A 22520-nucleotide genomic window follows, 5' to 3' on the forward strand; every position below is an offset into this window, starting at 1 on the left:
TATTCAATACCCTATCAGAGTCTGAAGTCTTCCCCAAGATAGACGCGCTTAACTTGTTCATCCTGCAGGATCTGTTCTGGCGTGCCGTGGGCGATAAGGTGGCCCTGGCTGACGATATAGGCACGTTCACAGACCGCGAGCGTCTCACGGACGTTGTGGTCGGTGATCAGCACGCCGAGGCCGCTGTCGCGCAGGTGCTCGATGATGCGCTTGATATCGATAACGGAGATCGGGTCAACGCCGGCGAAGGGCTCATCGAGAAGGATAAATTTCGGATTGGCCGCCAGCGCGCGGGCGATCTCCACGCGGCGGCGTTCACCGCCGGAGAGCGCCTGGCCGAGGCTGTCGCGCAGGTGCTCAATGTGGAACTCCTCCATCAGCTCGTTGGCGCGGTCCACGCGCTGCTCGCTGCTCAGATCGTCGCGGATCTGCAGAACGGCCATCAGGTTATCGTAAACGCTCAGACGGCGAAAAATGGAGGCTTCCTGCGGCAGATAGCCGATCCCGCGGCGGGCGCGGGCGTGCAGCGGCAGCAGGCTGATATCTTCGTCGTCAATAATAATGTTGCCCGCATCGCGTGGTACGATGCCGACCACCATGTAGAAGGTGGTGGTCTTACCGGCGCCGTTCGGCCCGAGCAGGCCGACAATCTCGCCGGAGTTAACGTCCAGGCTGACGTCTTCAACCACCCGGCGGCCCTTGTAGGCTTTCGCCAGGTTTTTTGCAATTAATGTTGCCATAACGAATCAGTTACTCTTCTTTTGACCGGCGGGGGCGCTGCTGTTTTTATCCTGCAGCTGGTTCGGGACCAGAACGGTGGTCACGCGTTTGCCTTTTTCGCTGTACGCCTGCATTTTCTGCTGCTTAACCAGATAGGTAATTTTGTCGCCCTTAATGTTGCTGTCGAGCTGTTCCAGATAGGCATTGCCGGTCAGGACTACCAGGTCGTTGGCGGTTTCATAATGCATTTTCGCGGCGTGGCCTTTGACCGGCTTGCCGCTGTCCTGCATCTGATAGAAGGTGGCCGGGTTACCGTAGCCGTCCATGATCTCTTTGCCTTTCTCGCCGTTAGGGCGAGTGACGACCACCTTGTCGGCGTTAATTTTGATACTGCCCTGGGTCACGATGACGTTGCCGGTAAAGGTCGCCACGTTACCCTGCATATCCAGCGACTGCTGATCGGACTCGATATGGATCGGCTGATCGGTATCGCCAGTCAGGGCCAGCGCCGGCAGACTGGAAGCCAGCAGGGCGCTGGCAATAACAAGCTTAAGGCTGAGTTTAGTTGTTCTGAGTTTCATATGAGGTTCTCACCTTTTCAATCAGCTTCGCGGTTTTGCTGCGTAAATTGCCGCGCATCTTCAGGCCGCTGGAATTAAATGTTGTACCGTAAAGTGTAACCAGATCGTCGGAACTTACGTCCTGTGTGACCAGATTAACCTGGGCATTATCCGTTGTGATTCTGCGCAACTGCGAGTCCGGGGTCAGGGCCGTGATCTCAACGTGACCATAAAGATACAGCATACGATCGTTGGTCAGCTTCGCTTTGTCGGCTTTGACTGACCAGGTCGCCACTTTATTGGCATCGTTTACGTCAAATGTCGTTAATACCGGCTGCATAAACCAGGACTCCGCCGGCTCAGAAAAATACTCCACGTGATCGGCGATTAAATGATAGGCCAACGCACCTGTGGGGTTGTAAACAACCGTTGAGGTATGCTCGCTCTGATAGGTTGGCTCGCCGCTGTTGACAACGGGCTTCACCGCATCATCTTTATCGACAAGGTTGATACCGATAAAGACAAGCACCAGCAGCGATAGCAGAATGATAACCCAACGTCTGGTTTTACTCATAGCGATTGCCCTTTGGCCTCGTCCAGCTTGCCCTGCGCCAGCAGCAGCAGATCGCACACTTCACGCACCGCGCCGCGCCCTCCGTTGATCCGCGTGACGTAGTTGGCGCGCGGCGTCAGCAGCGGATGCGCATCGGCGACCGCCACGCTCAGGCCGACGTTTGCCATCACCGGCCAGTCAATCAGGTCATCACCGATATAGGCGACCCGATCGGGGCTGAGCGCCAGCTTTGCAAGCAGTTCGCGGTAGGCGACGAGTTTGTCAGACTGGCCCTGCCACAGCCAGGTGATACCCAGCGTTTTACAGCGGTCTTCTACCAGTTTAGCGCTTCGCCCGGTGATGATGGCAACTTCGATGCCAGAGGTGAGCGCACAGCGGATCCCGTAGCCGTCGCGGACATTAAAGGCCTTCAGCTCTTCGCCGTTGTTGCCCATGTAGATAAGGCCGTCAGACATCACGCCATCGACATCCAGAATCAGCAGGCGAATGTTTTTCGCCCGCGCCATCACGTCGGCGCTAACGGGGCCATAGCAGGTCGATATCGACTCGCCAGCGTTGCTCATTATTTTTTATCCTTACTTACACTACGCCAGCGCGCAGCAGATCATGCATATGTACCACACCCAGCAGATGGTCGCCATCCGCAACCATCACGCAGGTAATATTGCGCGACTGCATCAGGTTCAGGGCATCTACAGCAAGAATGCCGGAGCGAACGCGGATGCCGCCGGGGGTCATGACGTCGGCGATGCTCAGATTGCGCACGTCGACGCCCATATCGAAGACGCGACGCAGGTCGCCGTCGGTGAAAATACCTTCAATCGTCATCTGCTCATCGCAGATAACGGTCATGCCCAGATTTTTGCGGGTGATTTCCAGCAGGGCATCGCGCAGGGAGGCCTCTTTGCTAACGCGGGGAATTTCGTCGCCGGTGTGCATGATATCGTTAACCCGCAGCAGCAGCTTGCGTCCCAGCGCGCCGCCGGGATGAGAAAGGGCAAAATCCTCCGCCGTAAAGCCGCGCGCTTTGAGCAGCGCAACCGCCAGCGCATCGCCCATCACCAGCGCCGCCGTGGTGCTGCTGGTTGGCGCCAGACCCAGCGGGCAGGCCTCTTTCGGCACGCTGACGCAGAGGTGAATATCGGCCGCTTTCGCCATGTTGCTTTCCGGGCGGCTGGTGACGCAGATGAGCGGCACGTGCAGGCGCTTGAGCACCGGGATCAGCGCCAGGATCTCGTTGGACTCTCCGGAGTTAGAGAGGGCGATGACGATATCCTGCGCGGAGACCATGCCAAGATCGCCGTGAGCCGCTTCGCCGGGATGTACAAAGAAGGAGGGCGTGCCGGTGCTGGCAAAGGTCGCCGCCATTTTGCGGCCGATGTGGCCGGATTTCCCCATGCCCATCACGACCACTTTACCGCTGCAGGAGGCCATCTTCTGGCAGGCGAGAACGAAGTCCTGATTGATATACTGGTCAAGCTGCGCCAGACCTTCACGTTCAATCTCCAGAACCTCACGTCCTGCCTGCTGAAAGTCAAAATCCGGCTGAACATCTGTGTGTGACATAACGATCTTCCAGTTTACTCTGTGAAAAACGGCGTGCCCAACCACAGGAACGCCAGCCAAACAAAAAAGCCGCCGGTGAGCAGCGCGCCCGCGCATTTGCCAATCCGCGCTTTGCGTCGCCAGCACAGCAGGGCAAAAATAAGGCTCACCAGCACCATCACGCCGTAATCGCGGCTAAAGGCCAGCGGATTAAAGGCGCCGGGCGCGACCAGCGCCGGGATCCCCAGGACGATGGCAAGGTTAAAAATGTTGGAGCCGATAATGTTGCCGATGGCGATATCATCTTCTCCTTTACGCGCGCCGGCGATGGCGGTCGCCAGCTCCGGCAGGCTGGTGCCGACGGCGATGACGGTCAGGCCGATGGTCAGTTCGCTGAGGGCGAAGTAGTTTGCCAGCACGGTCGCATTATCAATCACCATCCGGGTCGCCATCGGCATAATGATAAGCGCAACGCCGAGCCACAGAAACGCCACCGACAGCGATCCGTCCCGCGGCAGCTCGGCCAGCTGGTCCCGCGTCAGGCTGTCGACGCCCTGTTTTTCCGCAAGGCGGGCGATTTTCACCATGAAGAGCAGCCATGCCGCCGCCAGCGCCAGCAGAAAAACGCCGTCCGCCCGCGAAAGCTCGCTATCATACAACACAAAACCGGTAAGCACGCTGGCCACTAACATTAGCGGTAATTCACGGCGCAGGATATCGGAATGGACGCTAAATGTGTGCAGCAGCGCGGAAAGACCGAGGATCAATAACATATTGACGATATTTGAACCAATTGCCGTTCCGATGGCCAAATCAGTTTGACCGTTCAGGGAGGCGCTGACCGAGACAATGATCTCCGGCAGAGAGGTACCGATGCTGACGATGGTCATGCCGATAAGCAGCGGTGGAATATTCAGCGCCCGGCAAAGAATAGAGGCGGAAAAGACAAGACGATCGGCGCTGTAGACCACCAGGAATAAACCAATAATTAACAGAGCCGTCGCTAAAAGCATCTAAAGTCCTTTCTTCAGGTATAATCGTCTTCTGGCTAAAGTAGCTCATGCGGCGCAGACGAAGCGCTAATTTTGACTTTATGCGCTGGAAAAGTAAAACAAATGCCTGCTTTCGCTAATCGTGGCGGGTAAGATTCTGTAAAAATAATGTGTTGATGGCGTGATTACGCGCCATGCTTACGCTTAAGAGATTTCTCCGGGGATGTATCGATGAGTCAGACACAGGAAAATTTAGTTGAGGTCCGCGACGTCAGCTTTTCGCGCAGCGGGCGTCCTATTTTCGATAACATCTCGCTGTCGGTGCCGCGCGGTAAAATAACGGCCATTATGGGGCCATCGGGTATCGGTAAAACGACGATGCTGCGGCTCATTGGCGGACAGATCCCGCCGGACAGCGGTGAGATCCTTTTTGATGGCGAAAACGTGCCAGAGATGTCGCGTAGCCGACTGTATGACGTGCGCAAGCGCATGAGCATGCTGTTTCAGTCCGGCGCGCTGTTCACCGACATGAACGTTTTCGATAATGTTGCCTACCCGCTGCGCGAGCACACCATGCTGCCGCCCGCGCTGCTCAAAACTACCGTCATGATGAAGCTGGAAGCCGTTGGCCTGCGCGGCGCGGCAAAGCTGATGCCTTCTGAGCTGTCCGGCGGTATGGCGCGGCGCGCGGCGCTGGCCCGTGCCATTGCCCTTGAGCCCGACTTGATTATGTTCGATGAACCGTTCGTCGGACAGGACCCTATTACCATGGGCGTGCTGGTGAAGTTGATTTCCGAACTTAACAGCGCGCTGGGCGTGACCTGTATTGTGGTCAGCCACGATGTGCCGGAAGTCCTCAGTATTGCCGATTACGCATACATCGTGGCGGAGCGAAAAATTGTGGCCCACGGCAGCGCTCAGGAGCTGCAGGAGAACTGCGATCCGCGCGTACGCCAGTTCCTCGACGGCATTGCCGATGGCCCGGTACCCTTCCGCTTCCCCGCGGGCGATTACTATCACGATTTACTCGGAACAGGGAGTTAAGTTGCTCATGCTGTTAAATGCACTGGCAAGGCTTGGACGCAGCGGGATTACCACCCTCGCGACGTTCGGCCGCGCCGGGTTAATGTTATTCAATGCCATTATTGGCAAACCGGAGTTTCGCAAGCACGCACCGCTGCTTGTGCGCCAGCTGTATAACGTTGGCGTACTCTCGATGGTGATAATCCTGGTTTCCGGGGTCTTCATCGGCATGGTTCTGGGTCTGCAGGGGTATCTGGTACTCACGACTTACGGTGCTGAAACCAGTCTCGGTATGCTGGTGGCGCTTTCACTGCTGCGCGAGCTGGGACCTGTTGTTGCGGCGCTGTTGTTTGCCGGTCGTGCCGGCTCGGCGCTGACGGCGGAGATTGGCCTGATGCGCGCCACCGAGCAGCTCTCCAGCATGGAGATGATGGCGGTCGATCCCCTGCGCCGGGTTATCTCGCCGCGCTTCTGGGCCGGGGTTATCTCGCTGCCGCTGCTCACCATCATCTTCGTCGCCGTCGGCGTCTGGGGCGGCTGGCTGGTCGGCGTGAGCTGGAAAGGTATTGATGCAGGTTTCTTCTGGTCGGCGATGCAGAATGCCGTTGACTGGCGGATGGACCTGGTTAACTGCATCATTAAAAGCGTGGTGTTTGCCATCACCGTAACATGGATTGCGTTGTTTAACGGCTACGATGCGATCCCGACTTCTGCCGGGATCAGCCGCGCAACGACCCGCACCGTGGTGCACGCGTCGCTGGCTGTGCTGGCGCTTGATTTTGTGCTGACTGCACTGATGTTTGGGAATTGAGTTCATGCAAACGAAAAAAAGTGAAATCTGGGTAGGGATATTTTTACTGGTGGCGTTTCTGGCGGCGCTGTTTGTCTGCCTGAAGGCGGCGAACGTGACCTCCCTGAGGGCTGAGCCGACCTATCAGGTCTATGCGACCTTCGATAACATCGGCGGCCTGAAGGTCAGCTCTCCGGTGCGTATTGGCGGCGTGGTTATTGGCCGGGTTGCCGATATTTCGCTGGATCAGAAAACGTATCTGCCGCGCGTGACGCTGGATATCGAAAGTCAGTACAACCAAATCCCGGATACCAGTTCGCTGGCTATCCGCACCTCCGGCCTGCTCGGTGAGCAGTACCTGGCGCTCAACGTCGGGTTTGACGACCCTGAGATGGGAACGTCTATGCTTAAAGAGGGCAGTACGATTCAGGACACCAAATCAGCGATGGTGCTGGAGGACCTGATCGGCCAGTTCCTTTACAGTAATAAGGGAAATGACAAGAAGGATTCTGGCGATGCGCCGGCGTCCGCCGAAGGACACACTGACGCTGCGGCACCTGCAGGAACCGCACACTAATCTCAGGAGAAGAATCGATGTTTAAACGCTTACTAATGGTTGCGATGCTGGTGATTGCCCCGCTGACGGCGGCAACGGCTGCGGACCAGTCTAACCCCTACACGCTGATGAATCAGGCCGCGAAGAAAACCTTCGACAGGCTCAAGCACGAGCAGCCGAAGATCCGCGCCAATCCAGACTATCTGCGCCAGGTTGTCGACCAGGAGCTGCTGCCGTATGTGCAGGTGAAATACGCAGGCGCCCTGGTACTGGGCCGCTACTATCGCGAGGCCACGCCGGCCCAGCGTGATGCCTATTTTGCCGCCTTCCGCGAGTACCTGAAGCAGGCCTACGGTCAGGCGCTGGCAATGTACAACGGTCAGACCTACCAGATTGCCCCGGAAAAGCCGCTGGGCGATGCCACCATTGTGCCTATCCGCGTGACCATCATCGACAGCAACGGCCGTCCGCCGGTGCGCCTGGACTTCCAGTGGCGCAAGAACAGCCAGACCGGCAACTGGCAGGCGTTTGATATGATTGCAGAAGGCGTGAGCATGATCACCACTAAGCAGAATGAGTGGAGCGATCTGCTGCGTACTAAAGGGATTGATGGCCTGACCGCCCAGCTGAAGTCCATCTCCAGCCAGCCTATCACCCTGGACAAGAAACAGTAATGAGCTCGCTGAACTGGACGCGCGACGGCGGACGGCTGTCGCTACAGGGAGAACTGGACCAGGATTTCCTGGTCCCGCTCTGGGACGCTCGCGTAGAGGCGACCCGTGGCGCAGAAACCATCGATATTAGCGCCATTACCCGCGTCGATACCGCGGGCGTGGCGCTGCTGGTGCATCTCGTTGCGCTGATCCGCGCCGAGGGGCGGACCGTCCATATTGAAGGCAAGAGCGAAAAAATGACGACCTTTGTCCAGCTCTATAACCTGCCTGAAGACGCTCTCCCCTAATAGATTCAGCGTATTACTCTTAAAAGCCCCGACGTTTTGTGCCTCGGGGCTTTTTGCTTGTTTAAGACTGCGCCACTTTCCTCTAAGATGTTGGGCTGTTTTCACACTCAGATGAAATTGCACCCATGGAAAATCAAGAAATTCAGACAGTGCTGATGAACGCACTCTCCCTCCAGGAAGCCCACGTCACCGGCGACGGCAGCCACTTCCAGGTTATTGCCGTGGGTGAGCTGTTCGACGGAATGAGTCGGGTCAAGAAACAACAGACAATCTATGCGCCGCTGATGGAATACATCGCCGATAACCGCATCCACGCCCTGTCTATTAAGGCGTACACGCCGCAGGAGTGGGCGCGCGATCGTAAACTCAACGGTTTTTAAGCAGCGGACCTTGCCGCTGCGCAGACACATTTAGAAGAGACTTATTGAATGGATAAATTCCGTGTACAGGGGCCTGCGCGTCTTCAGGGCGAAGTCAGCATCTCCGGCGCGAAAAACGCCGCGCTGCCTATCCTTTTTGCCGCGCTGCTGGCCGAAGAGCCGGTTGAAATCCAGAACGTGCCGAAGCTGAAAGACATTGATACCACCATGAAGCTGCTGAGCCAGCTCGGTACCAGCGTTGAGCGCAACGGCTCCGTGTGGATTGATGCCAGCAAGGTCAACGTCTTCTGCGCCCCTTACGAGCTGGTGAAAACCATGCGCGCCTCTATCTGGGCGCTGGGACCGCTGGTGGCGCGCTTTGGCCAGGGCCAGGTATCTCTGCCGGGCGGCTGCGCTATCGGCGCGCGTCCGGTGGATTTACACATTACCGGCCTTGAGCAGCTCGGCGCTGAGATCAGGCTGGAAGAGGGTTACGTCAAAGCCTCCGTAGAGGGACGCCTGAAGGGCGCGCATATCGTCATGGACAAAGTGAGCGTCGGCGCCACGGTGACCATCATGAGCGCCGCAACGCTGGCTGAAGGCACTACCGTGATTGAAAACGCCGCCCGCGAGCCGGAAATTGTCGATACCGCCAACTTCCTCAATACGCTGGGCGCGAAAATCAGCGGCCAGGGCACCGACCGCATCACGATTGAAGGCGTTGAGCGTCTGGGCGGCGGCGTTTATCGCGTCCTGCCGGACCGTATCGAAACCGGCACCTTCCTGGTGGCGGCGGCCATCTCCGGCGGTAAAATCGTCTGCCGCCACGCCCAGCCGGATTCGCTGGATGCGGTGCTGGCGAAGCTGCGCGAAGCCGGTGCCGATATCGAAACCGGGGAAGACTGGATTAGCCTCGATATGCACGGCAAGCGCCCGAAGGCCGTGAACGTGCGCACTGCGCCGCACCCGGGTTTTCCAACCGACATGCAGGCACAGTTCACGCTGCTGAACATGGTGGCCGAAGGGACCGGCGTTATCACCGAGACCATCTTTGAAAACCGCTTTATGCACTTACCGGAACTTATCCGCATGGGTGCCCGCGCGGAGATCGAAAGCAACACCGCCATTTGCCACGGCGTCGAGAAGCTCTCCGGCGCGCAGGTGATGGCGACCGATTTGCGCGCTTCTGCAAGTCTGGTGCTGGCGGGCTGCATTGCCGAAGGGACCACCATCGTCGACCGTATCTACCACATCGATCGCGGCTACGAGCGCATTGAAGATAAGCTGCGCGCGCTGGGTGCGACCATCGAGCGGGTAAAGGGCGAATAAGCCGCCCCTCACCGCTGTCTGTGAAAGCCCGTACCGCTTGCGGTACGGGCTTTTTCATTACTTCTTACCGGAATGGCGGATACGCTGCCGTCGGTCAATAAACTCGTGGGTCACGGGGTCGTGGTAGCGCGAGGGCCAGATAATCCACGGATCGGTCTCCAGTGCGGCGGCAATAATCGACTCTCCCTTCGGCCACGAGCGGATGAGTGCATTGGCCAGCGTCGATGAGCTGAGGCCATTTTTGCGCGACTCGGCGGCGAGGGAAGTCCCTTTCTTTCTGAGGCCGGCAATGATATCGGCCGGATGCCAGTCAATTAGCTTGTCCATACTCTTCTCCATTCCTTAAATACCACGTCAGTAGTAAGGGTTATCTTCGTGATGCTGATTTAACCACTTGTGTTCATATAAGTTCAAGTAACGATGATCAAATCAGACAAAACTTGGATGGGTGGAGAAAAGGGAGATTTCCCGCGCCAGGCTGGCGCGGGACTGGGAGCGGGGCGTTAGCGGTCGCGCTGGACGGCGATATGGGCGAGACCGATGAGCGCCTCTTTCCACGGGGTGTCGGGCAGCGAGTGCAGGGCGGCAATGGCTTTGTCCGCCTCTTCTTCCGCGCGCTGGCGGGTCCACTCCAGCGAGCCGCAGTCGGCCATGGCGGCCAGCACCGGCTCAAGCAGGTGGCGACCATTGCCGTCAAGAATAGCCTGGCGGATCATCGCCGCCTGCTCCGGCGTACCGTGATGCATGGCGTGCAGCAGCGGAAGGGTCGGTTTGCCCTCATTGAGATCGTCGCCGACATTCTTACCGAGGGTTTTACCGTCGGCGCTGTAGTCGAGAAGATCGTCAATCAGCTGGAAAGCGGTGCCGATATAGCGGCCGTAGTCCTGCAGACCTTTTTCCTGTTCTTCCGTGCAGTCAGCCAGCAGGCCGGAACACTGGGAGGCCGCCTCGAACAGGCGGGCGGTTTTACTGTAGATAACCCGCATGTAGTTCTCTTCGGTGATATCCGGATCGTTGACGTTCATCAGCTGAAGCACTTCGCCTTCGGCGATGACGTTAACCGCTTCGGACATAATTTCGAGGATCTTTAAGGATCCGAGACTGGTCATCATCTGAAAGGCGCGGGTGTAGATAAAATCGCCAACCAGCACGCTGGCCGCATTGCCGAAGGCGGCATTGGCGGTGGCTTTGCCCCGGCGCATATCCGACTCATCCACCACGTCATCGTGCAGCAGGGTGGCGGTGTGGATAAATTCGATGAGCGCGGCGATAGTGACGTGGGCGTGACCTGTATAGCCCACTGCACGCGCTGCCAGTACAGCGATCATCGGGCGAATACGTTTGCCGCCGCCGCTGACGATGTAGTAACCCAGCTGGTTTATCAGCTGGACATCAGAATCGAGTTGCTCAAGGATTGCCGCATTGACACCCGCCATATCTTGCGCGGTTAACTCATTGATTTTTTCTAAATTCATCGCAAATGCCGGGCTTAATGTCCAATTTACCGCTTATCCAAACGGGATAACGAAAGGGTCGAAACATAATTGTAGCTCTGATTGTACTGAAAAAACGACGCAGATAAACGTTGCCGTGTCGGTTGTAGTTTTTTTCTGCATGGATTGACGATCCCACTTGTCAAAGGCTCTCCTTTTGCGTAATATTCGCGCCCTATTGTGAATATTTATAGCGCACTCTGAATCACACGAGGATGTGCGCGGAAGCGGAGTTTATATGTACGCGGTTTTCCAAAGTGGTGGTAAACAACACCGAGTAAGCGAAGGTCAGACCGTTCGCCTGGAAAAGCTGGACATCGCAACTGGCGAAACTGTTGAGTTCGCTGAAGTTCTGATGATCGCAAACGGTGAAGAAGTCAAAATCGGCGTTCCTTTCGTTGATGGCGGCGTAATCAAAGCTGAAGTTGTTGCTCACGGTCGTGGCGAGAAAGTTAAAATCGTTAAGTTTCGTCGTCGTAAACACTATCGTAAGCAGCAGGGCCATCGTCAGTGGTTCACTGATGTGAAAATTACTGGCATCAGCGCCTAAGACCTGAGGAGTAGATTAAATGGCACATAAAAAGGCTGGCGGCTCAACTCGTAACGGTCGCGATTCAGAAGCAAAACGTCTGGGCGTAAAACGTTTCGGCGGTGAAAGCGTTCTGGCAGGTAGCATCATCGTTCGTCAGCGTGGCACCAAATTCCACGCAGGCAACAACGTTGGTTGCGGCCGTGACCACACTCTGTTTGCAAAAGCAGACGGTAAAGTGAAATTCGAAGTTAAAGGCCCGAACAACCGCAAATACATCAGCATCGTTGCTGAGTAAGTTTTTCGGTCCGGTAACGGATGAAAGCCCCGCAACGTGTTGCGGGGCTTTTTACATTAGAAGTCCGGTAAATTTCTGACAGGGAAACGGGCATGAAACAGCAGGCGGGTATTGGTATTGCGCTGGCCCTCACCACTGCGATGTGCTGGGGTGCGTTGCCGATCGCGATGAAGCAGGTGCTGGTAGTGATGGAGCCGCCGACGGTGGTGTTCTGGCGCTTTCTGATGGCCAGCATCGGGCTGGGCATTATTCTGGCCGCCAAAGGCAAGCTGCCGTCGCTGCGGCTGTTCCGCAAGCCCCGCTGGCTGGTGCTGCTGGCTATCGCTACCGGCGGCCTGTTTGGCAACTTTATCCTGTTCAGCTCTTCCCTGCAGTACCTGAGCCCCACAGCATCGCAGGTAATAGGCCAGCTGTCGCCGATTGGCATGATGGTGGCCAGCGTGGTGATCCTCAAGGAGAAGATGCGCGGCACCCAGATAGTGGGCGCTACCATGCTGCTGTGCGGGCTGGTGATGTTCTTCAACACCAGTCTGGTGGAGATCTTCACCCGGCTGACGGACTACACCTGGGGCGTGATCTTTGGCGTTGGCGCCGCCACGGTCTGGGTCAGCTACGGCGTCGCGCAAAAGGTGTTATTGCGCCGCCTGGCGTCACAGCAGATCCTGTTTTTGCTGTACACTTTATGTACGATAGCGCTGCTGCCGCTGGCAAAGCCGGGCGTCATTACCCAGCTCAGCGGCTGGCAGCTGGCGTGCCTGATTTTTTGCGGACTGAACACGCTGGTAGGCTACGGCGCGCTGGCGGAAGCGATGGCGCGCTGGCAGGCGGCGCAGGTGAGCGCGCTGGTGACGCTCACGCCGCTGTTTACGCTGTTATTTTCAGATTTATTATCAGTGGCCTGGCCCGATTTCTTCGCCAGACCGATGTTGAACCTTGTCGGTTACCTCGGTGCGTTTGTCGTGGTTGCGGGCGCGATGTATTCCGCCATTGGCCATCGTCTTTGGGGACGGTGGCGTAAGCGTGAAGCGGTTGTACCGTTACCCCGCTCAGGCGAATGATTTACGGAGAGTAAAATGAAGTTTGTTGATGAAGCAACGATCCTCGTTGTGGCAGGTGATGGCGGCAACGGCTGCGTCAGCTTCCGTCGCGAAAAGTATATCCCGAAAGGCGGCCCGGACGGCGGCGACGGCGGCGACGGCGGTGACGTCTGGCTTGAGGCCGATGAGAACCTGAACACGCTGATCGACTACCGCTTCGAGAAGTCCTTCCGCGCCGAGCGCGGGCAGAACGGCCAGAGCCGCGACTGCACCGGTAAACGCGGTAAAGACGTGACCGTCAAAGTGCCGGTCGGCACCCGGGTGATTGACCAGGGTACCGGCGAAACGATGGGCGATATGACCAAACACGGCCAGCGCCTGATGGTCGCCAAGGGCGGCTGGCACGGCCTGGGCAACACCCGCTTTAAGTCCTCCGTTAACCGTACTCCGCGTCAGAAGACGATGGGGACGCCGGGCGACAAGCGCGACCTGCAGCTGGAGCTGATGCTGCTGGCTGACGTCGGGATGCTGGGGATGCCGAACGCCGGTAAATCCACCTTCATCCGCGCCGTCTCTGCGGCGAAGCCGAAAGTGGCGGACTATCCGTTCACGACCCTGGTGCCGAGCCTCGGCGTAGTGCGCATGGACAGCGAGAAGAGCTTCGTGGTCGCCGATATACCGGGACTTATCGAAGGCGCTGCCGAAGGCGCGGGCCTTGGCATCCGCTTCCTCAAGCACCTGGAGCGCTGCCGCGTACTGCTGCACCTGATCGACATCGATCCTATCGACGGATCCGATCCGGTAGAGAATGCGCGCATCATTATCGGCGAGCTGGAGAAGTACAGCGAGAATCTGGCCTCCAAGCCGCGCTGGCTGGTCTTCAACAAAATTGACCTGATGGACAAAGCGGAAGCCGAAGTAAAAGCCAAAGCGATTGCAGAGGCGCTGGGCTGGGAAGAGAAGTTCTACCTGATCTCCGCCGCCAGCCAGCAGGGCGTGAAGGATCTGTGCTGGGACGTGATGACCTTCATCATCGAAAACCCCGTGGTGCACGCCGAAGAAGAGAAGCAGCCGGAGAAAGTCGAGTTTATGTGGGATGACTACCATCGCCAGCAGCTTGACGAAATGGAAGCGGAAGAAGAGGAAGAGTGGGACGACGACTGGGATGAAGACGACGAAGAAGGCGTCGAGTTCATCTATAAGCGTTAATCACGCTACTTCCAGAAAAGGCGCCTCCCGGCGCCTTTTTCACATCAGTTGTTCTGGTAAATGTCTTTATACAGCCGGCTCTCAAAACGCACCAGCGGAATGCGGCGATTGCGCTGGTCGGCGGGCTCCACTGCGTAGCCGGACAGATACTGGACGAAGGCCATGCGCTGGCCGCTGGCGGTGGTGATAAAGCCCGCCAGGTTGTACACGCCCTGCAGCGAACCGGTTTTTGCCGATACCTTGCCGTCGACGCCCGCCTGGTGCAGGCCCGCGCGATACTGCAGGGAGCCGTCGTGGCCCGCCAGCGGCAGCATGGTAATGAAGTTAAGCTCGCTGTCGTGCTGGGCGATGTACTGCAGCACCTGCATCATGGTGGCGGGTGCGATCAGGTTGTGGCGCGACAGGCCGGAGCCGTCGGCAATAATGGTGTTACCGAGATCGACGCCCGCCTTCTGGCGCAGGATCTGCCGCACCGCGTCGGATCCCGCGCGCCAGGTGCCCGGCACGCCGAAGCGGGCGTGGCCGATGGTGCGGAAGACGGTATCGGCAATCATGTTGTCAGACTTCTTCAGCATGATCCGCAGCAGATCGTGCAGCGGCGCCGACTGGGTGCTGGCAATCACCGTGCCCGGCTCGTTGGGCAGCGTCTGGCGCAGCAGCGTACCGCTGTAGGTTATTCCGGCATCTTTCAGCTCAGCCTTAAGAATTGCCCCCGCATAGCCTGCGCCGTCCTGGATGGCGAAAGCCAGGGGCAGGGGCTCGCTGCGCTGCGGCAGGCAGCCGGTCAGCGTGTAGCGGTTCAGATCGCCCGGCACCACGTCCAGTTCGCAGTACTGCGCCTCGCCGGAGCCGCGCGCCAGGGTGCGCACCTGGCTGAACATGGTCACCGGATAGTAGGACGCCACGCGGATAAAGGCGAGGTCTCCGGGCTTTTGCGCGCTGTAGAGCGATACCGAGAAGCAGTTGCGATCGACGATCGCCGCCGCGGGGGGAGCGCTGAAGCACTGGGTCAGGTCGTTCCACGGCCAGCCCGGCGCCTTATCGTGGCTGGCAAATACCGAGGTGTCGATAAGCACGTTGCCGTCAATTTTCTCCACGCCGGATTTTTTCAGTACCGCCACCATGTTGCGGATATCCTGGCGTTTTAGCGTCGGATCGCCGCCGAATCGTGCAATCAGGTCGCCTTTCAAAACGCCGCCATCTACGCTACCCTTACGCTCCAGCGTGGTGGTAAAGCGGAAATCGGGACCCAGTTGCAGCAGCGCCGCCAGCGCGGTGATTACCTTCTGGGTACTTGCCGGCAGGGCCATTTGCTGACCGTGGTAGTCGATGCTGGGCGCCTGAGCGCCTATCTTCTGTACCATAAAAGCAAGGTTGGCACCGGCCGGAAGCTGATTGATATATTCGTCAACGTTGGCGGCCTGAACGCTGAAGGCTAAACTGCTGGTCAATCCGATGATAAATCTGGAGAATCGCATAATCTCGCGCTAACAACCTGGAAACAAGCCGTCATACTACGGCGCAAAGCCCTGTAAAGTAAACGATGACCCATAGTGAACTTCAGGGTAAAATGTGTATCAAACAGAAAAATTACCGCTGACCTGGAATTGAAGTTCCGGGTCAGTTTTCTTTTTGCTTCTCCCCTGGCTCAGGCCCAGCCAGCAGGGGGAGAGGACGCGGTGCAGCGCTGCGCTGTGCCCAAAGGAATGATGAACGAGGTAGAACACATGCAAGCGATCCCAATGACCTTACGCGGTGCTGAAAAATTACGCGAAGAGCTGGATTTTCTGAAGTCGGTTCGTCGCCCGGAAATCATCGCGGCCATCGCCGATGCGCGCGAGCATGGCGATCTGAAAGAGAACGCCGAATACCACGCAGCCCGCGAGCAGCAAGGGTTCTGTGAAGGCCGTATCAAGGATATCGAGGCAAAGCTCTCCAATGCCCAGGTGATTGACGTGACCAAAATGCCGAACAACGGCCGGGTCATCTTCGGTGCCACGGTGCAGGTGCTGAACCTGGACAGCGACGAGGAGCAAACCTACCGCATCGTGGGTGACGATGAGGCGGATTTTAAGCAAAATCTGATCTCGGTGAATTCGCCTATCGCGCGCGGCCTGATCGGTAAAGAGCAGGATGATGTCGTGACGATCCGCACGCCCGGCGGCGAAGTGGAATACGAAATCATCAAGGTTGACTACCTCTAAGCGCGCGCTTTCGGCGCCAATGTAAAGATAGGAAAAAGGCCGCAATGCGGCCTTTTATCAACGTTAAGAGCGTGGCATTTTGCTCACCTGCCCGCTGGAACCCCTCGTTTTACACATCAGATGTGTTCAATTCAGGTTACTCTTAACGTGGCAGCGAGATTTTACGCTCTGCTGTTGGGCGGTACAGAACCAGCGTTTTACCGATGACCTGGACATTGCAGGCGCCGGTTTCGCGAACGATAGCTTCCACGATAAGGCCTTTAGTCTCGCGATCTTCCGAGGCGATCTTCACCTTGATAAGTTCGTGGTGCTCTAACGCTTGTTCAATCTCGGCCAGTACCCCTTCGGTCAAACCATTGTTGCCAAGCATAACTACCGGCTTGAGCGGATGTGCCAGACCTTTCAGGTGCTGTTTTTGTTTAGTACTCAGATTCATCGTATATTTTTGCTTACGTTGGGATTGAAAACGGCTCATTCTACCGCCATCTCCCAACTATCGCCAAATCAGCGCGTCAAAATTTACGCAGCTGCTACGATGAACTACCCGAACGGGAATGTTAAATGACAGGTAAAAAGCGTTCTGCCAGCTCCAGCCGCTGGCTCCAGGAACACTTTAGCGATAAATATGTGCAGCAGGCGCAGAAAAAGGGGTTACGTTCCCGTGCCTGGTTTAAACTTGATGAAATACAGCAAAGTGACAAACTTTTTAAGCCGGGAATGACTATTGTTGATCTCGGTGCTGCGCCCGGCGGCTGGTCTCAGTATGCTGTTACGCAGATCGGTAACAGCGGCCGCATCATCGCATGCGATCTTTTACCGATGGATCCGATTGTTGGTGTGGACTTCCTTCAGGGCGATTTTCGTGATGAATTAGTGCTGAAAGCGCTGCTTGAACGCGTAGGCGACAGTAAAGTCCAGGTTGTCATGTCCGATATGGCACCGAACATGTGTGGAACACCCGCGGTGGATATCCCCCGCGCCATGTATCTGGTGGAACTGGCCCTTGAGATGTGCCGTGATGTGCTGGCACCGGGCGGCAGTTTTTTAGTGAAGGTGTTTCAGGGCGAAGGTTTCGAGGAGTACCTGAAGGAAATTCGCTCCCTGTTTACGAAAGTGAAAGTTCGTAAGCCGGACTCTTCCCGCGCTCGTTCGCGTGAAGTGTACATTGTAGCGACCGGGCGTAAGCCATAGTTACCGGAACCTAAGCCGCGGCCCGTGCTGGCGCGGTTTCAAATTCGGTAGATATAGCGTAACCTGACGCTGTTATTAACACAGTTGTAATAAGAGGTTAATCCCTTGAGTGACATGGCGAAAAACCTAATACTCTGGCTGGTCATCGCAGTTGTGCTGATGTCCGTGTTCCAGAGCTTTGGGCCCAGCGAGTCAAATGGCCGTAAGGTGGATTACTCTACCTTCCTGCAAGAGGTCAATCAGGACCAGGTTCGCGAAGCGCGTATCAATGGACGTGAGATCAACGTTACCAAGAAAGACAGTAACCGTTACACGACCTACATTCCGGTAAACGATCCCAAACTGCTTGATAATCTGCTGACCAAAAACGTAAAAGTGGTTGGTGAACCGCCGGAAGAGCCGAGCCTGCTGGCTTCTATCTTCATCTCCTGGTTCCCGATGCTGCTGTTGATTGGCGTCTGGATCTTCTTTATGCGGCAAATGCAGGGCGGCGGCGGCAAAGGCGCAATGTCGTTTGGTAAGAGCAAAGCGCGGATGCTGACCGAAGATCAGATCAAAACCACCTTTGCAGACGTTGCCGGCTGTGACGAAGCGAAAGAGGAAGTGGGCGAGCTGGTGGAATACCTGCGCGAGCCGAGCCGCTTCCAGAAGCTTGGCGGTAAAATTCCTAAAGGCGTGCTGATGGTGGGCCCGCCGGGTACCGGTAAAACGCTGCTGGCAAAAGCCATTGCCGGTGAAGCGAAAGTCCCGTTCTTCACCATTTCCGGTTCTGACTTTGTGGAAATGTTCGTCGGCGTCGGCGCATCCCGCGTGCGCGACATGTTCGAACAGGCCAAGAAAGCGGCGCCGTGCATCATCTTTATCGATGAAATCGACGCCGTGGGCCGCCAGCGTGGCGCAGGCCTCGGCGGCGGTCACGATGAACGCGAGCAGACCCTGAACCAGATGCTGGTTGAGATGGACGGCTTCGAAGGTAACGAAGGTATCATCGTTATCGCCGCGACCAACCGTCCGGACGTACTCGACCCTGCGCTGCTGCGCCCGGGCCGCTTTGACCGCCAGGTCGTGGTTGGCCTGCCGGACGTTCGCGGCCGCGAGCAGATCCTGAAAGTCCATATGCGTCGCGTACCGCTGGCGCCGGACATCGACGCGGCAATCATCGCGCGCGGTACGCCGGGCTTCTCCGGTGCGGATCTGGCGAACCTGGTCAACGAAGCCGCCCTGTTTGCCGCCCGCGGCAACAAGCGCGTGGTGTCGATGGTCGAGTTCGAAAAAGCGAAAGACAAAATCATGATGGGTGCGGAACGCCGCTCCATGGTGATGACCGAAGCGCAGAAAGAGTCCACCGCGTACCACGAAGCGGGCCATGCGATCATTGGTCGCCTGGTGCCGGAGCACGATCCGGTGCACAAGGTAACGATTATCCCGCGCGGCCGCGCGCTGGGCGTAACCTTCTTCCTGCCTGAAGGCGATGCCATCAGCGCCAGCCGTCAGAAGCTGGAGAGCCAGATTTCCACGCTGTACGGCGGTCGCCTGGCGGAAGAGATCATCTACGGTGCTGAGCACGTTTCCACCGGCGCGTCTAACGACATCAAGGTGGCGACTAACCTGGCCCGCAACATGGTTACCCAGTGGGGCTTCTCTGACAAGCTGGGCCCGCTGCTGTATGCGGAAGAAGAGGGCGAAGTGTTCCTCGGTCGTTCGGTTGCTAAAGCCAAGCACATGTCTGACGAAACGGCGCGCATCATCGACCAGGAAGTCAAATCCCTGATCGAGCGCAACTACGGTCGCGCGCGCCAGATTCTGAATGACAATATGGACATCCTTCACGCGATGAAAGACGCGCTGATGAAGTATGAAACCATTGACGCGCCGCAGATCGACGATCTGATGGCACGCCGCGAAGTGCGGGCACCGGCGGGCTGGGAAGAGCCGCCGGCACCGAAAGACTCCGACAACAATGGTACGCCACGCGCGCCGCGTCCGGTTGACGAACCGCGCACGCCGAATCCTGGTAATACCATGTAAGCGCGGCGAAATATCGCTATAATCGAAACCCCGGTGCAGCTTGTCTGCTCCGGGGTTTTTCTTTTCAGACAGGGACCACGCATGAAACTCTTTGCCCAGGGCACCTCACTCGATCTTTCCCACCCTCACGTGATGGGGATCCTCAACGTCACGCCCGACTCCTTCTCCGACGGCGGCACCCACAATCAGCTGATCGATGCCGTTAAGCACGCCAACCTGATGATTAACGCCGGGGCAACTATTGTTGACGTCGGCGGCGAGTCCACGCGGCCGGGCGCGGCGGAGGTCAGCGTTGACGAGGAGCTGGCGCGGGTGATTCCGGTGGTGGAGGCGATTGCGCAGCGCTTCGAGGTGTGGATCTCGGTCGATACCTCTAAGCCCGAGGTGATCCGCGAATCGGCCCGCGTCGGGGCGCACCTCATCAACGATATCCGCTCCCTGTCGGAGCCCGGAGCGCTGGAGGCTGCGGCGCAAACCGGTTTGCCGGTGTGCCTGATGCACATGCAGGGCGAGCCGAAAACCATGCAGGCGGCGCCGCAGTATGACGACGTCTTTGCCGAGGTGAACCGCTACTTTAGCGAGCAGATCGCGCGCTGCGAGCGGGCGGGGATCGCAAAAGATAAATTGCTGCTCGACCCCGGATTCGGATTCGGTAAGAATCTCAGGCACAATTATGCCCTCCTCGCGCGCCTCTCGGAGTTTCATCACTTTGGCCTGCCGCTGCTGGTGGGCATGTCGCGCAAGTCGATGGTGGGCCAGCTCCTCAACGTCGGGCCTTCTGAGCGCCTGAGCGGCAGCCTGGCCTGTGCAACGATTGCGGCAATGCAGGGGGCGCAGATCGTTCGCGTCCACGATGTTAAAGAAACGGTAGAAGCGATGCGCGTAGTGGAAGCTACGCTGTCGGCAAGGGAAAACAGATACTATGAGTAACCGTAAATATTTTGGTACCGACGGCATCCGCGGCCGCGTCGGCGATGCGCCCGTCACGCCGGACTTCGTGCTCCGCCTCGGCTTTGCCGCCGGTAAAGTGCTGGCCCGCCACGGCTCGCGCAAAGTGATCATCGGCAAAGACACGCGTATCTCCGGCTATATGCTGGAGTCAGCCCTGGAGGCCGGTCTTGCCGCCGCAGGCCTGTCGGCGGCCTTCACCGGCCCGATGCCGACGCCTGCCGTCGCCTACCTGACCCGCACTTTCCGCGCCGAAGCGGGCATTGTCATCTCCGCCTCGCACAACCCGTACTATGACAACGGCATCAAGTTCTTCACTATCGACGGCACCAAGCTGCCGGACGAAGTTGAGGAGGCCATTGAAGCCGAGATGGAAAAACCGCTGACCTGCGTTGAATCCGCCGAGCTGGGCAAAGCCAGCCGCATTGTCGATGCCGCCGGCCGCTATATCGAATTCTGCAAAGCCACCTTCCCCAACGAGCTGCGCCTCAATGAGCTGAAGATCGTGGTCGACTGCGCCAACGGTGCTACCTACCACATCGCGCCGAGCGTCTTTCGCGAGCTGGGCGCCCAGGTGATCGCTATCGGCTGCGAGCCGGACGGGGTGAACATCAACGAAGAAGTCGGGGCGACCGACGTTCGCGCCCTGCAGGCGCGGGTGTTGGCGGAGAAGGCCCACCTCGGGATCGCCTTCGACGGCGACGGCGACCGGGTGATCATGGTTGACCACGAGGGCAATAAGGTCGACGGCGACCAGATCCTCTACATTATCGCCCGCGAGGGCCTGCGCCAGGGCCAGCTGCGCGGCGGCGCCGTCGGTACGCTGATGAGCAACATGGGGCTTGAAGTTGCGCTTAAACAGCTTGGCATTCCCTTCACCCGGGCGAAAGTGGGCGACCGCTACGTGATGGAAAAAATGAAGGAGAAAGACTGGCGCATCGGCGCGGAGAACTCCGGACACGTTATCCTGCTGGATAAGACCACCACCGGCGACGGGATCGTCGCGGCGCTGCAGGTGGTGGCCGCGATGGCGCGTAACCACATGACGCTGCAGGATCTGTGCAGCGGCATGAAGATGTTCCCGCAGGTGTTAGTGAACGTCCGCTACAAGGACAGCGCGGTGAACCCGCTGGAAAACGAGACGGTTAAAGCCATTGCCCATGAAGTCGAACAGGCGCTTGGCAACCGCGGCCGCGTGCTGCTGCGCAAGTCCGGCACCGAGCCGCTGATCCGCGTGATGGTCGAAGGTGAAGATGAAGCGCAGGTGACCGCTTTTGCTCACCGCATCGCCGACGCGGTAAAAGCCGTATAATCCGCAGGTAACTGCTTAAAAAGGCGGCATTTGCCGCCTTAAAATTGCGTAATGTCTCGTCTTTTGCTGTTTTTTTCCGCACTTGATACAATGCGCTGAAATTGCCCTTGCGAAGCCCATTCGCTTTGGTTAGTATTCACACCCGCTTCAGTGGGAAAGTTAATAAACGTCCCGCTTTATTGGTTGAAGCAATTGGTATGCGGTAATCCCGCAAGGAACAGGTTGATTATGTACGAAGCTCTTTTAGTCGTTTTCCTTATTGTTGCGATTGGCCTCGTAGGGCTTATTATGCTGCAGCAGGGTAAAGGCGCTGATATGGGAGCCTCCTTCGGAGCAGGCGCATCCGGAACGCTGTTTGGTTCAAGTGGTTCAGGCAACTTCATGACCCGCATGACCGGCATCCTCGCGGCGCTGTTCTTCATCATCAGTCTGGTTCTTGGCAATATCAATGCTAACAAGACTCATAAAGGAAGCGAGTGGGATAACCTGAGCGCACCGAAGACGGAGCAGACTCAGCCAGCAGCCCCGGCCCAGCCGAGCAGCGATATCCCGCAGTAAAAAGTAGTACCCCGTACCGAGGTGGTGGAATTGGTAGACACGCTACCTTGAGGTGGTAGTGCCCTAACGGGCTTGTGGGTTCGAGTCCCATCCTCGGTACCAATATTCCAGAAAAAAGACGCTGCAAAGCGTCTTTTTTTGTATCCGCAATCCGGATAACCGGCGCTCTGCTTTCTCCCGCTGATTACCCGCTCTCCGCGCCCTCCGTATTCATCCCCGCCGCGCCGGCCAGTGCCGGGTAGCAACTTTGCATAGCCGCAATTGAGATATGTCGCCGCCCGTCGCCGTGCGAGGATATTTTTCC

The 22520-nt window shown here is 57.6% G+C and carries 27 protein-coding genes and 1 tRNA gene; 18 read left to right on the forward strand and 10 right to left on the reverse strand.

The window, feature by feature from the left end:
* Window positions 1–14 precede the first annotated feature (14 nt).
* The 6 genes from lptB to ENGE1_RS02730 are packed head-to-tail and all read right to left on the reverse strand — an operon-like array spanning window position 15 to window position 4412.
* Complete coding sequence (lptB, locus tag ENGE1_RS02705) at window positions 15–740, reverse strand: LPS export ABC transporter ATP-binding protein (protein WP_043080893.1); 726 nt, start codon at window positions 738–740, stop codon at window positions 15–17.
* Between the two features lie 6 nt (window positions 741–746).
* Window positions 747–1301: a lipopolysaccharide ABC transporter substrate-binding protein LptA gene (lptA, locus tag ENGE1_RS02710; protein ID WP_043080892.1), complete on the reverse strand. Its 555-nt coding sequence runs from the start codon at window positions 1299–1301 to the stop codon at window positions 747–749.
* Window positions 1282–1854, reverse strand: coding sequence for an LPS export ABC transporter periplasmic protein LptC (gene lptC, locus ENGE1_RS02715; RefSeq protein WP_043080891.1), 573 nt, complete (start codon window positions 1852–1854; stop codon window positions 1282–1284). Before lptC ends, lptA begins: the two co-directional genes overlap by 20 nt.
* On the reverse strand, window positions 1851–2417 hold the full coding sequence (kdsC, locus tag ENGE1_RS02720; protein WP_048253824.1) for a 3-deoxy-manno-octulosonate-8-phosphatase KdsC: 567 nt from the start codon (window positions 2415–2417) through the stop codon (window positions 1851–1853). The genes lptC and kdsC overlap by 4 nt, the downstream gene beginning before the upstream one ends.
* 16 nt (window positions 2418–2433) lie before the next feature.
* Window positions 2434–3420, reverse strand: a complete 987-nt coding sequence (kdsD, locus tag ENGE1_RS02725; protein ID WP_048253823.1) for an arabinose-5-phosphate isomerase KdsD — start codon at window positions 3418–3420, stop codon at window positions 2434–2436.
* A 14-nt stretch (window positions 3421–3434) separates the two neighbouring features.
* On the reverse strand, window positions 3435–4412 hold the full coding sequence (locus ENGE1_RS02730; protein WP_048253822.1) for a calcium/sodium antiporter: 978 nt from the start codon (window positions 4410–4412) through the stop codon (window positions 3435–3437).
* Window positions 4413–4622: 210 nt separating this feature from the next.
* Between ENGE1_RS02730 and mlaF the strand changes: the two genes are divergently transcribed.
* From mlaF to murA, 7 genes are all read left to right on the forward strand, one after another.
* Window positions 4623–5435: a phospholipid ABC transporter ATP-binding protein MlaF gene (gene mlaF / locus ENGE1_RS02735; RefSeq protein WP_043080887.1), complete on the forward strand. Its 813-nt coding sequence runs from the start codon at window positions 4623–4625 to the stop codon at window positions 5433–5435.
* A 7-nt stretch (window positions 5436–5442) separates the two neighbouring features.
* On the forward strand, window positions 5443–6225 hold the full coding sequence (mlaE, locus tag ENGE1_RS02740; RefSeq protein ID WP_043086292.1) for a lipid asymmetry maintenance ABC transporter permease subunit MlaE: 783 nt from the start codon (window positions 5443–5445) through the stop codon (window positions 6223–6225).
* Window positions 6226–6229: 4 nt separating this feature from the next.
* Complete coding sequence (gene mlaD, locus ENGE1_RS02745) at window positions 6230–6781, forward strand: outer membrane lipid asymmetry maintenance protein MlaD (RefSeq protein WP_043080886.1); 552 nt, start codon at window positions 6230–6232, stop codon at window positions 6779–6781.
* 17 nt (window positions 6782–6798) lie between these two features.
* The gene (gene mlaC / locus ENGE1_RS02750) at window positions 6799–7434 is read left to right on the forward strand and encodes a phospholipid-binding protein MlaC (RefSeq protein WP_043080885.1); all 636 of its coding nucleotides are present in this window, start codon (window positions 6799–6801) and stop codon (window positions 7432–7434) included.
* A complete protein-coding gene (mlaB, locus tag ENGE1_RS02755) occupies window positions 7434–7721 on the forward strand; it encodes a lipid asymmetry maintenance protein MlaB (protein ID WP_043080884.1) in 288 nt (95 codons plus the stop codon). Before mlaC ends, mlaB begins: the two co-directional genes overlap by 1 nt.
* A 125-nt stretch (window positions 7722–7846) precedes the next feature.
* The gene (gene ibaG / locus ENGE1_RS02760; RefSeq protein WP_043080883.1) at window positions 7847–8101 is read left to right on the forward strand and encodes a BolA family iron metabolism protein IbaG; all 255 of its coding nucleotides are present in this window, start codon (window positions 7847–7849) and stop codon (window positions 8099–8101) included.
* Between the two features lie 48 nt (window positions 8102–8149).
* A complete protein-coding gene (gene murA / locus ENGE1_RS02765; protein ID WP_045288770.1) occupies window positions 8150–9409 on the forward strand; it encodes a UDP-N-acetylglucosamine 1-carboxyvinyltransferase in 1260 nt (419 codons plus the stop codon).
* Between the two features lie 57 nt (window positions 9410–9466).
* Here the strand turns inward: murA and sfsB are convergent, their stop codons facing one another.
* Entirely contained in the window at window positions 9467–9736 is a 270-nt protein-coding gene (gene sfsB, locus ENGE1_RS02770; RefSeq protein ID WP_043080881.1) for a DNA-binding transcriptional regulator SfsB, read from the reverse strand.
* Between the two features lie 176 nt (window positions 9737–9912).
* The gene (ispB, locus tag ENGE1_RS02775; protein WP_043080880.1) at window positions 9913–10884 is read right to left on the reverse strand and encodes an octaprenyl diphosphate synthase; all 972 of its coding nucleotides are present in this window, start codon (window positions 10882–10884) and stop codon (window positions 9913–9915) included.
* Window positions 10885–11140: 256 nt separating this feature from the next.
* On the opposite strand from ispB, the gene rplU reads away from it, so the two are divergent.
* From rplU to cgtA, 4 genes are all read left to right on the forward strand, one after another.
* Window positions 11141–11452: a 50S ribosomal protein L21 gene (gene rplU / locus ENGE1_RS26660; RefSeq protein WP_000271401.1), complete on the forward strand. Its 312-nt coding sequence runs from the start codon at window positions 11141–11143 to the stop codon at window positions 11450–11452.
* A gap of 19 nt (window positions 11453–11471) precedes the next feature.
* Window positions 11472–11729 (forward strand): 50S ribosomal protein L27, encoded by a 258-nt coding sequence (gene rpmA / locus ENGE1_RS02785; RefSeq protein ID WP_004385076.1) that lies wholly within the window; start codon window positions 11472–11474, stop codon window positions 11727–11729.
* Window positions 11730–11821: 92 nt separating this feature from the next.
* Entirely contained in the window at window positions 11822–12787 is a 966-nt protein-coding gene (locus ENGE1_RS02790; RefSeq protein ID WP_045288772.1) for a DMT family transporter, read from the forward strand.
* A gap of 15 nt (window positions 12788–12802) precedes the next feature.
* A complete protein-coding gene (gene cgtA / locus ENGE1_RS02795; RefSeq protein WP_048253821.1) occupies window positions 12803–13975 on the forward strand; it encodes an Obg family GTPase CgtA in 1173 nt (390 codons plus the stop codon).
* Between the two features lie 44 nt (window positions 13976–14019).
* On the opposite strand, the gene dacB is transcribed toward cgtA, so the two are convergent.
* On the reverse strand, window positions 14020–15453 hold the full coding sequence (dacB, locus tag ENGE1_RS02800) for a serine-type D-Ala-D-Ala carboxypeptidase (RefSeq protein WP_048253820.1): 1434 nt from the start codon (window positions 15451–15453) through the stop codon (window positions 14020–14022).
* A gap of 249 nt (window positions 15454–15702) precedes the next feature.
* Between dacB and greA the strand changes: the two genes are divergently transcribed.
* Window positions 15703–16179, forward strand: coding sequence for a transcription elongation factor GreA (greA, locus tag ENGE1_RS02805; protein WP_043086291.1), 477 nt, complete (start codon window positions 15703–15705; stop codon window positions 16177–16179).
* 142 nt (window positions 16180–16321) lie between these two features.
* Here the strand turns inward: greA and yhbY are convergent, their stop codons facing one another.
* Window positions 16322–16615 (reverse strand): ribosome assembly RNA-binding protein YhbY, encoded by a 294-nt coding sequence (gene yhbY / locus ENGE1_RS02810; RefSeq protein WP_045288773.1) that lies wholly within the window; start codon window positions 16613–16615, stop codon window positions 16322–16324.
* Window positions 16616–16740: 125 nt separating this feature from the next.
* Between yhbY and rlmE the strand changes: the two genes are divergently transcribed.
* The 6 genes from rlmE (at window position 16741) to ENGE1_RS02840 (ending at window position 22318) form a co-directional block, all read left to right on the forward strand.
* Complete coding sequence (rlmE, locus tag ENGE1_RS02815; protein ID WP_043080875.1) at window positions 16741–17370, forward strand: 23S rRNA (uridine(2552)-2'-O)-methyltransferase RlmE; 630 nt, start codon at window positions 16741–16743, stop codon at window positions 17368–17370.
* 114 nt (window positions 17371–17484) lie between these two features.
* Window positions 17485–19398 (forward strand): ATP-dependent zinc metalloprotease FtsH, encoded by a 1914-nt coding sequence (gene ftsH / locus ENGE1_RS02820; protein ID WP_043080874.1) that lies wholly within the window; start codon window positions 17485–17487, stop codon window positions 19396–19398.
* Between the two features lie 81 nt (window positions 19399–19479).
* Complete coding sequence (gene folP / locus ENGE1_RS02825; protein ID WP_048273205.1) at window positions 19480–20328, forward strand: dihydropteroate synthase; 849 nt, start codon at window positions 19480–19482, stop codon at window positions 20326–20328.
* On the forward strand, window positions 20321–21658 hold the full coding sequence (gene glmM, locus ENGE1_RS02830; protein WP_048253818.1) for a phosphoglucosamine mutase: 1338 nt from the start codon (window positions 20321–20323) through the stop codon (window positions 21656–21658). The genes folP and glmM overlap by 8 nt, the downstream gene beginning before the upstream one ends.
* Window positions 21659–21886: 228 nt before the next feature.
* Window positions 21887–22216 (forward strand): preprotein translocase subunit SecG, encoded by a 330-nt coding sequence (gene secG, locus ENGE1_RS02835; RefSeq protein WP_043080871.1) that lies wholly within the window; start codon window positions 21887–21889, stop codon window positions 22214–22216.
* Between the two features lie 15 nt (window positions 22217–22231).
* A tRNA-Leu gene (locus ENGE1_RS02840) sits at window positions 22232–22318 on the forward strand.
* The last annotated feature ends 202 nt before the right edge of the window (window positions 22319–22520 follow it).

The sequence above is a fragment of the Pluralibacter gergoviae ATCC 33028 = NBRC 105706 genome (assembly GCF_001598855.1).
Lineage (GTDB): Bacteria > Pseudomonadota > Gammaproteobacteria > Enterobacterales > Enterobacteriaceae > Pluralibacter > Pluralibacter gergoviae.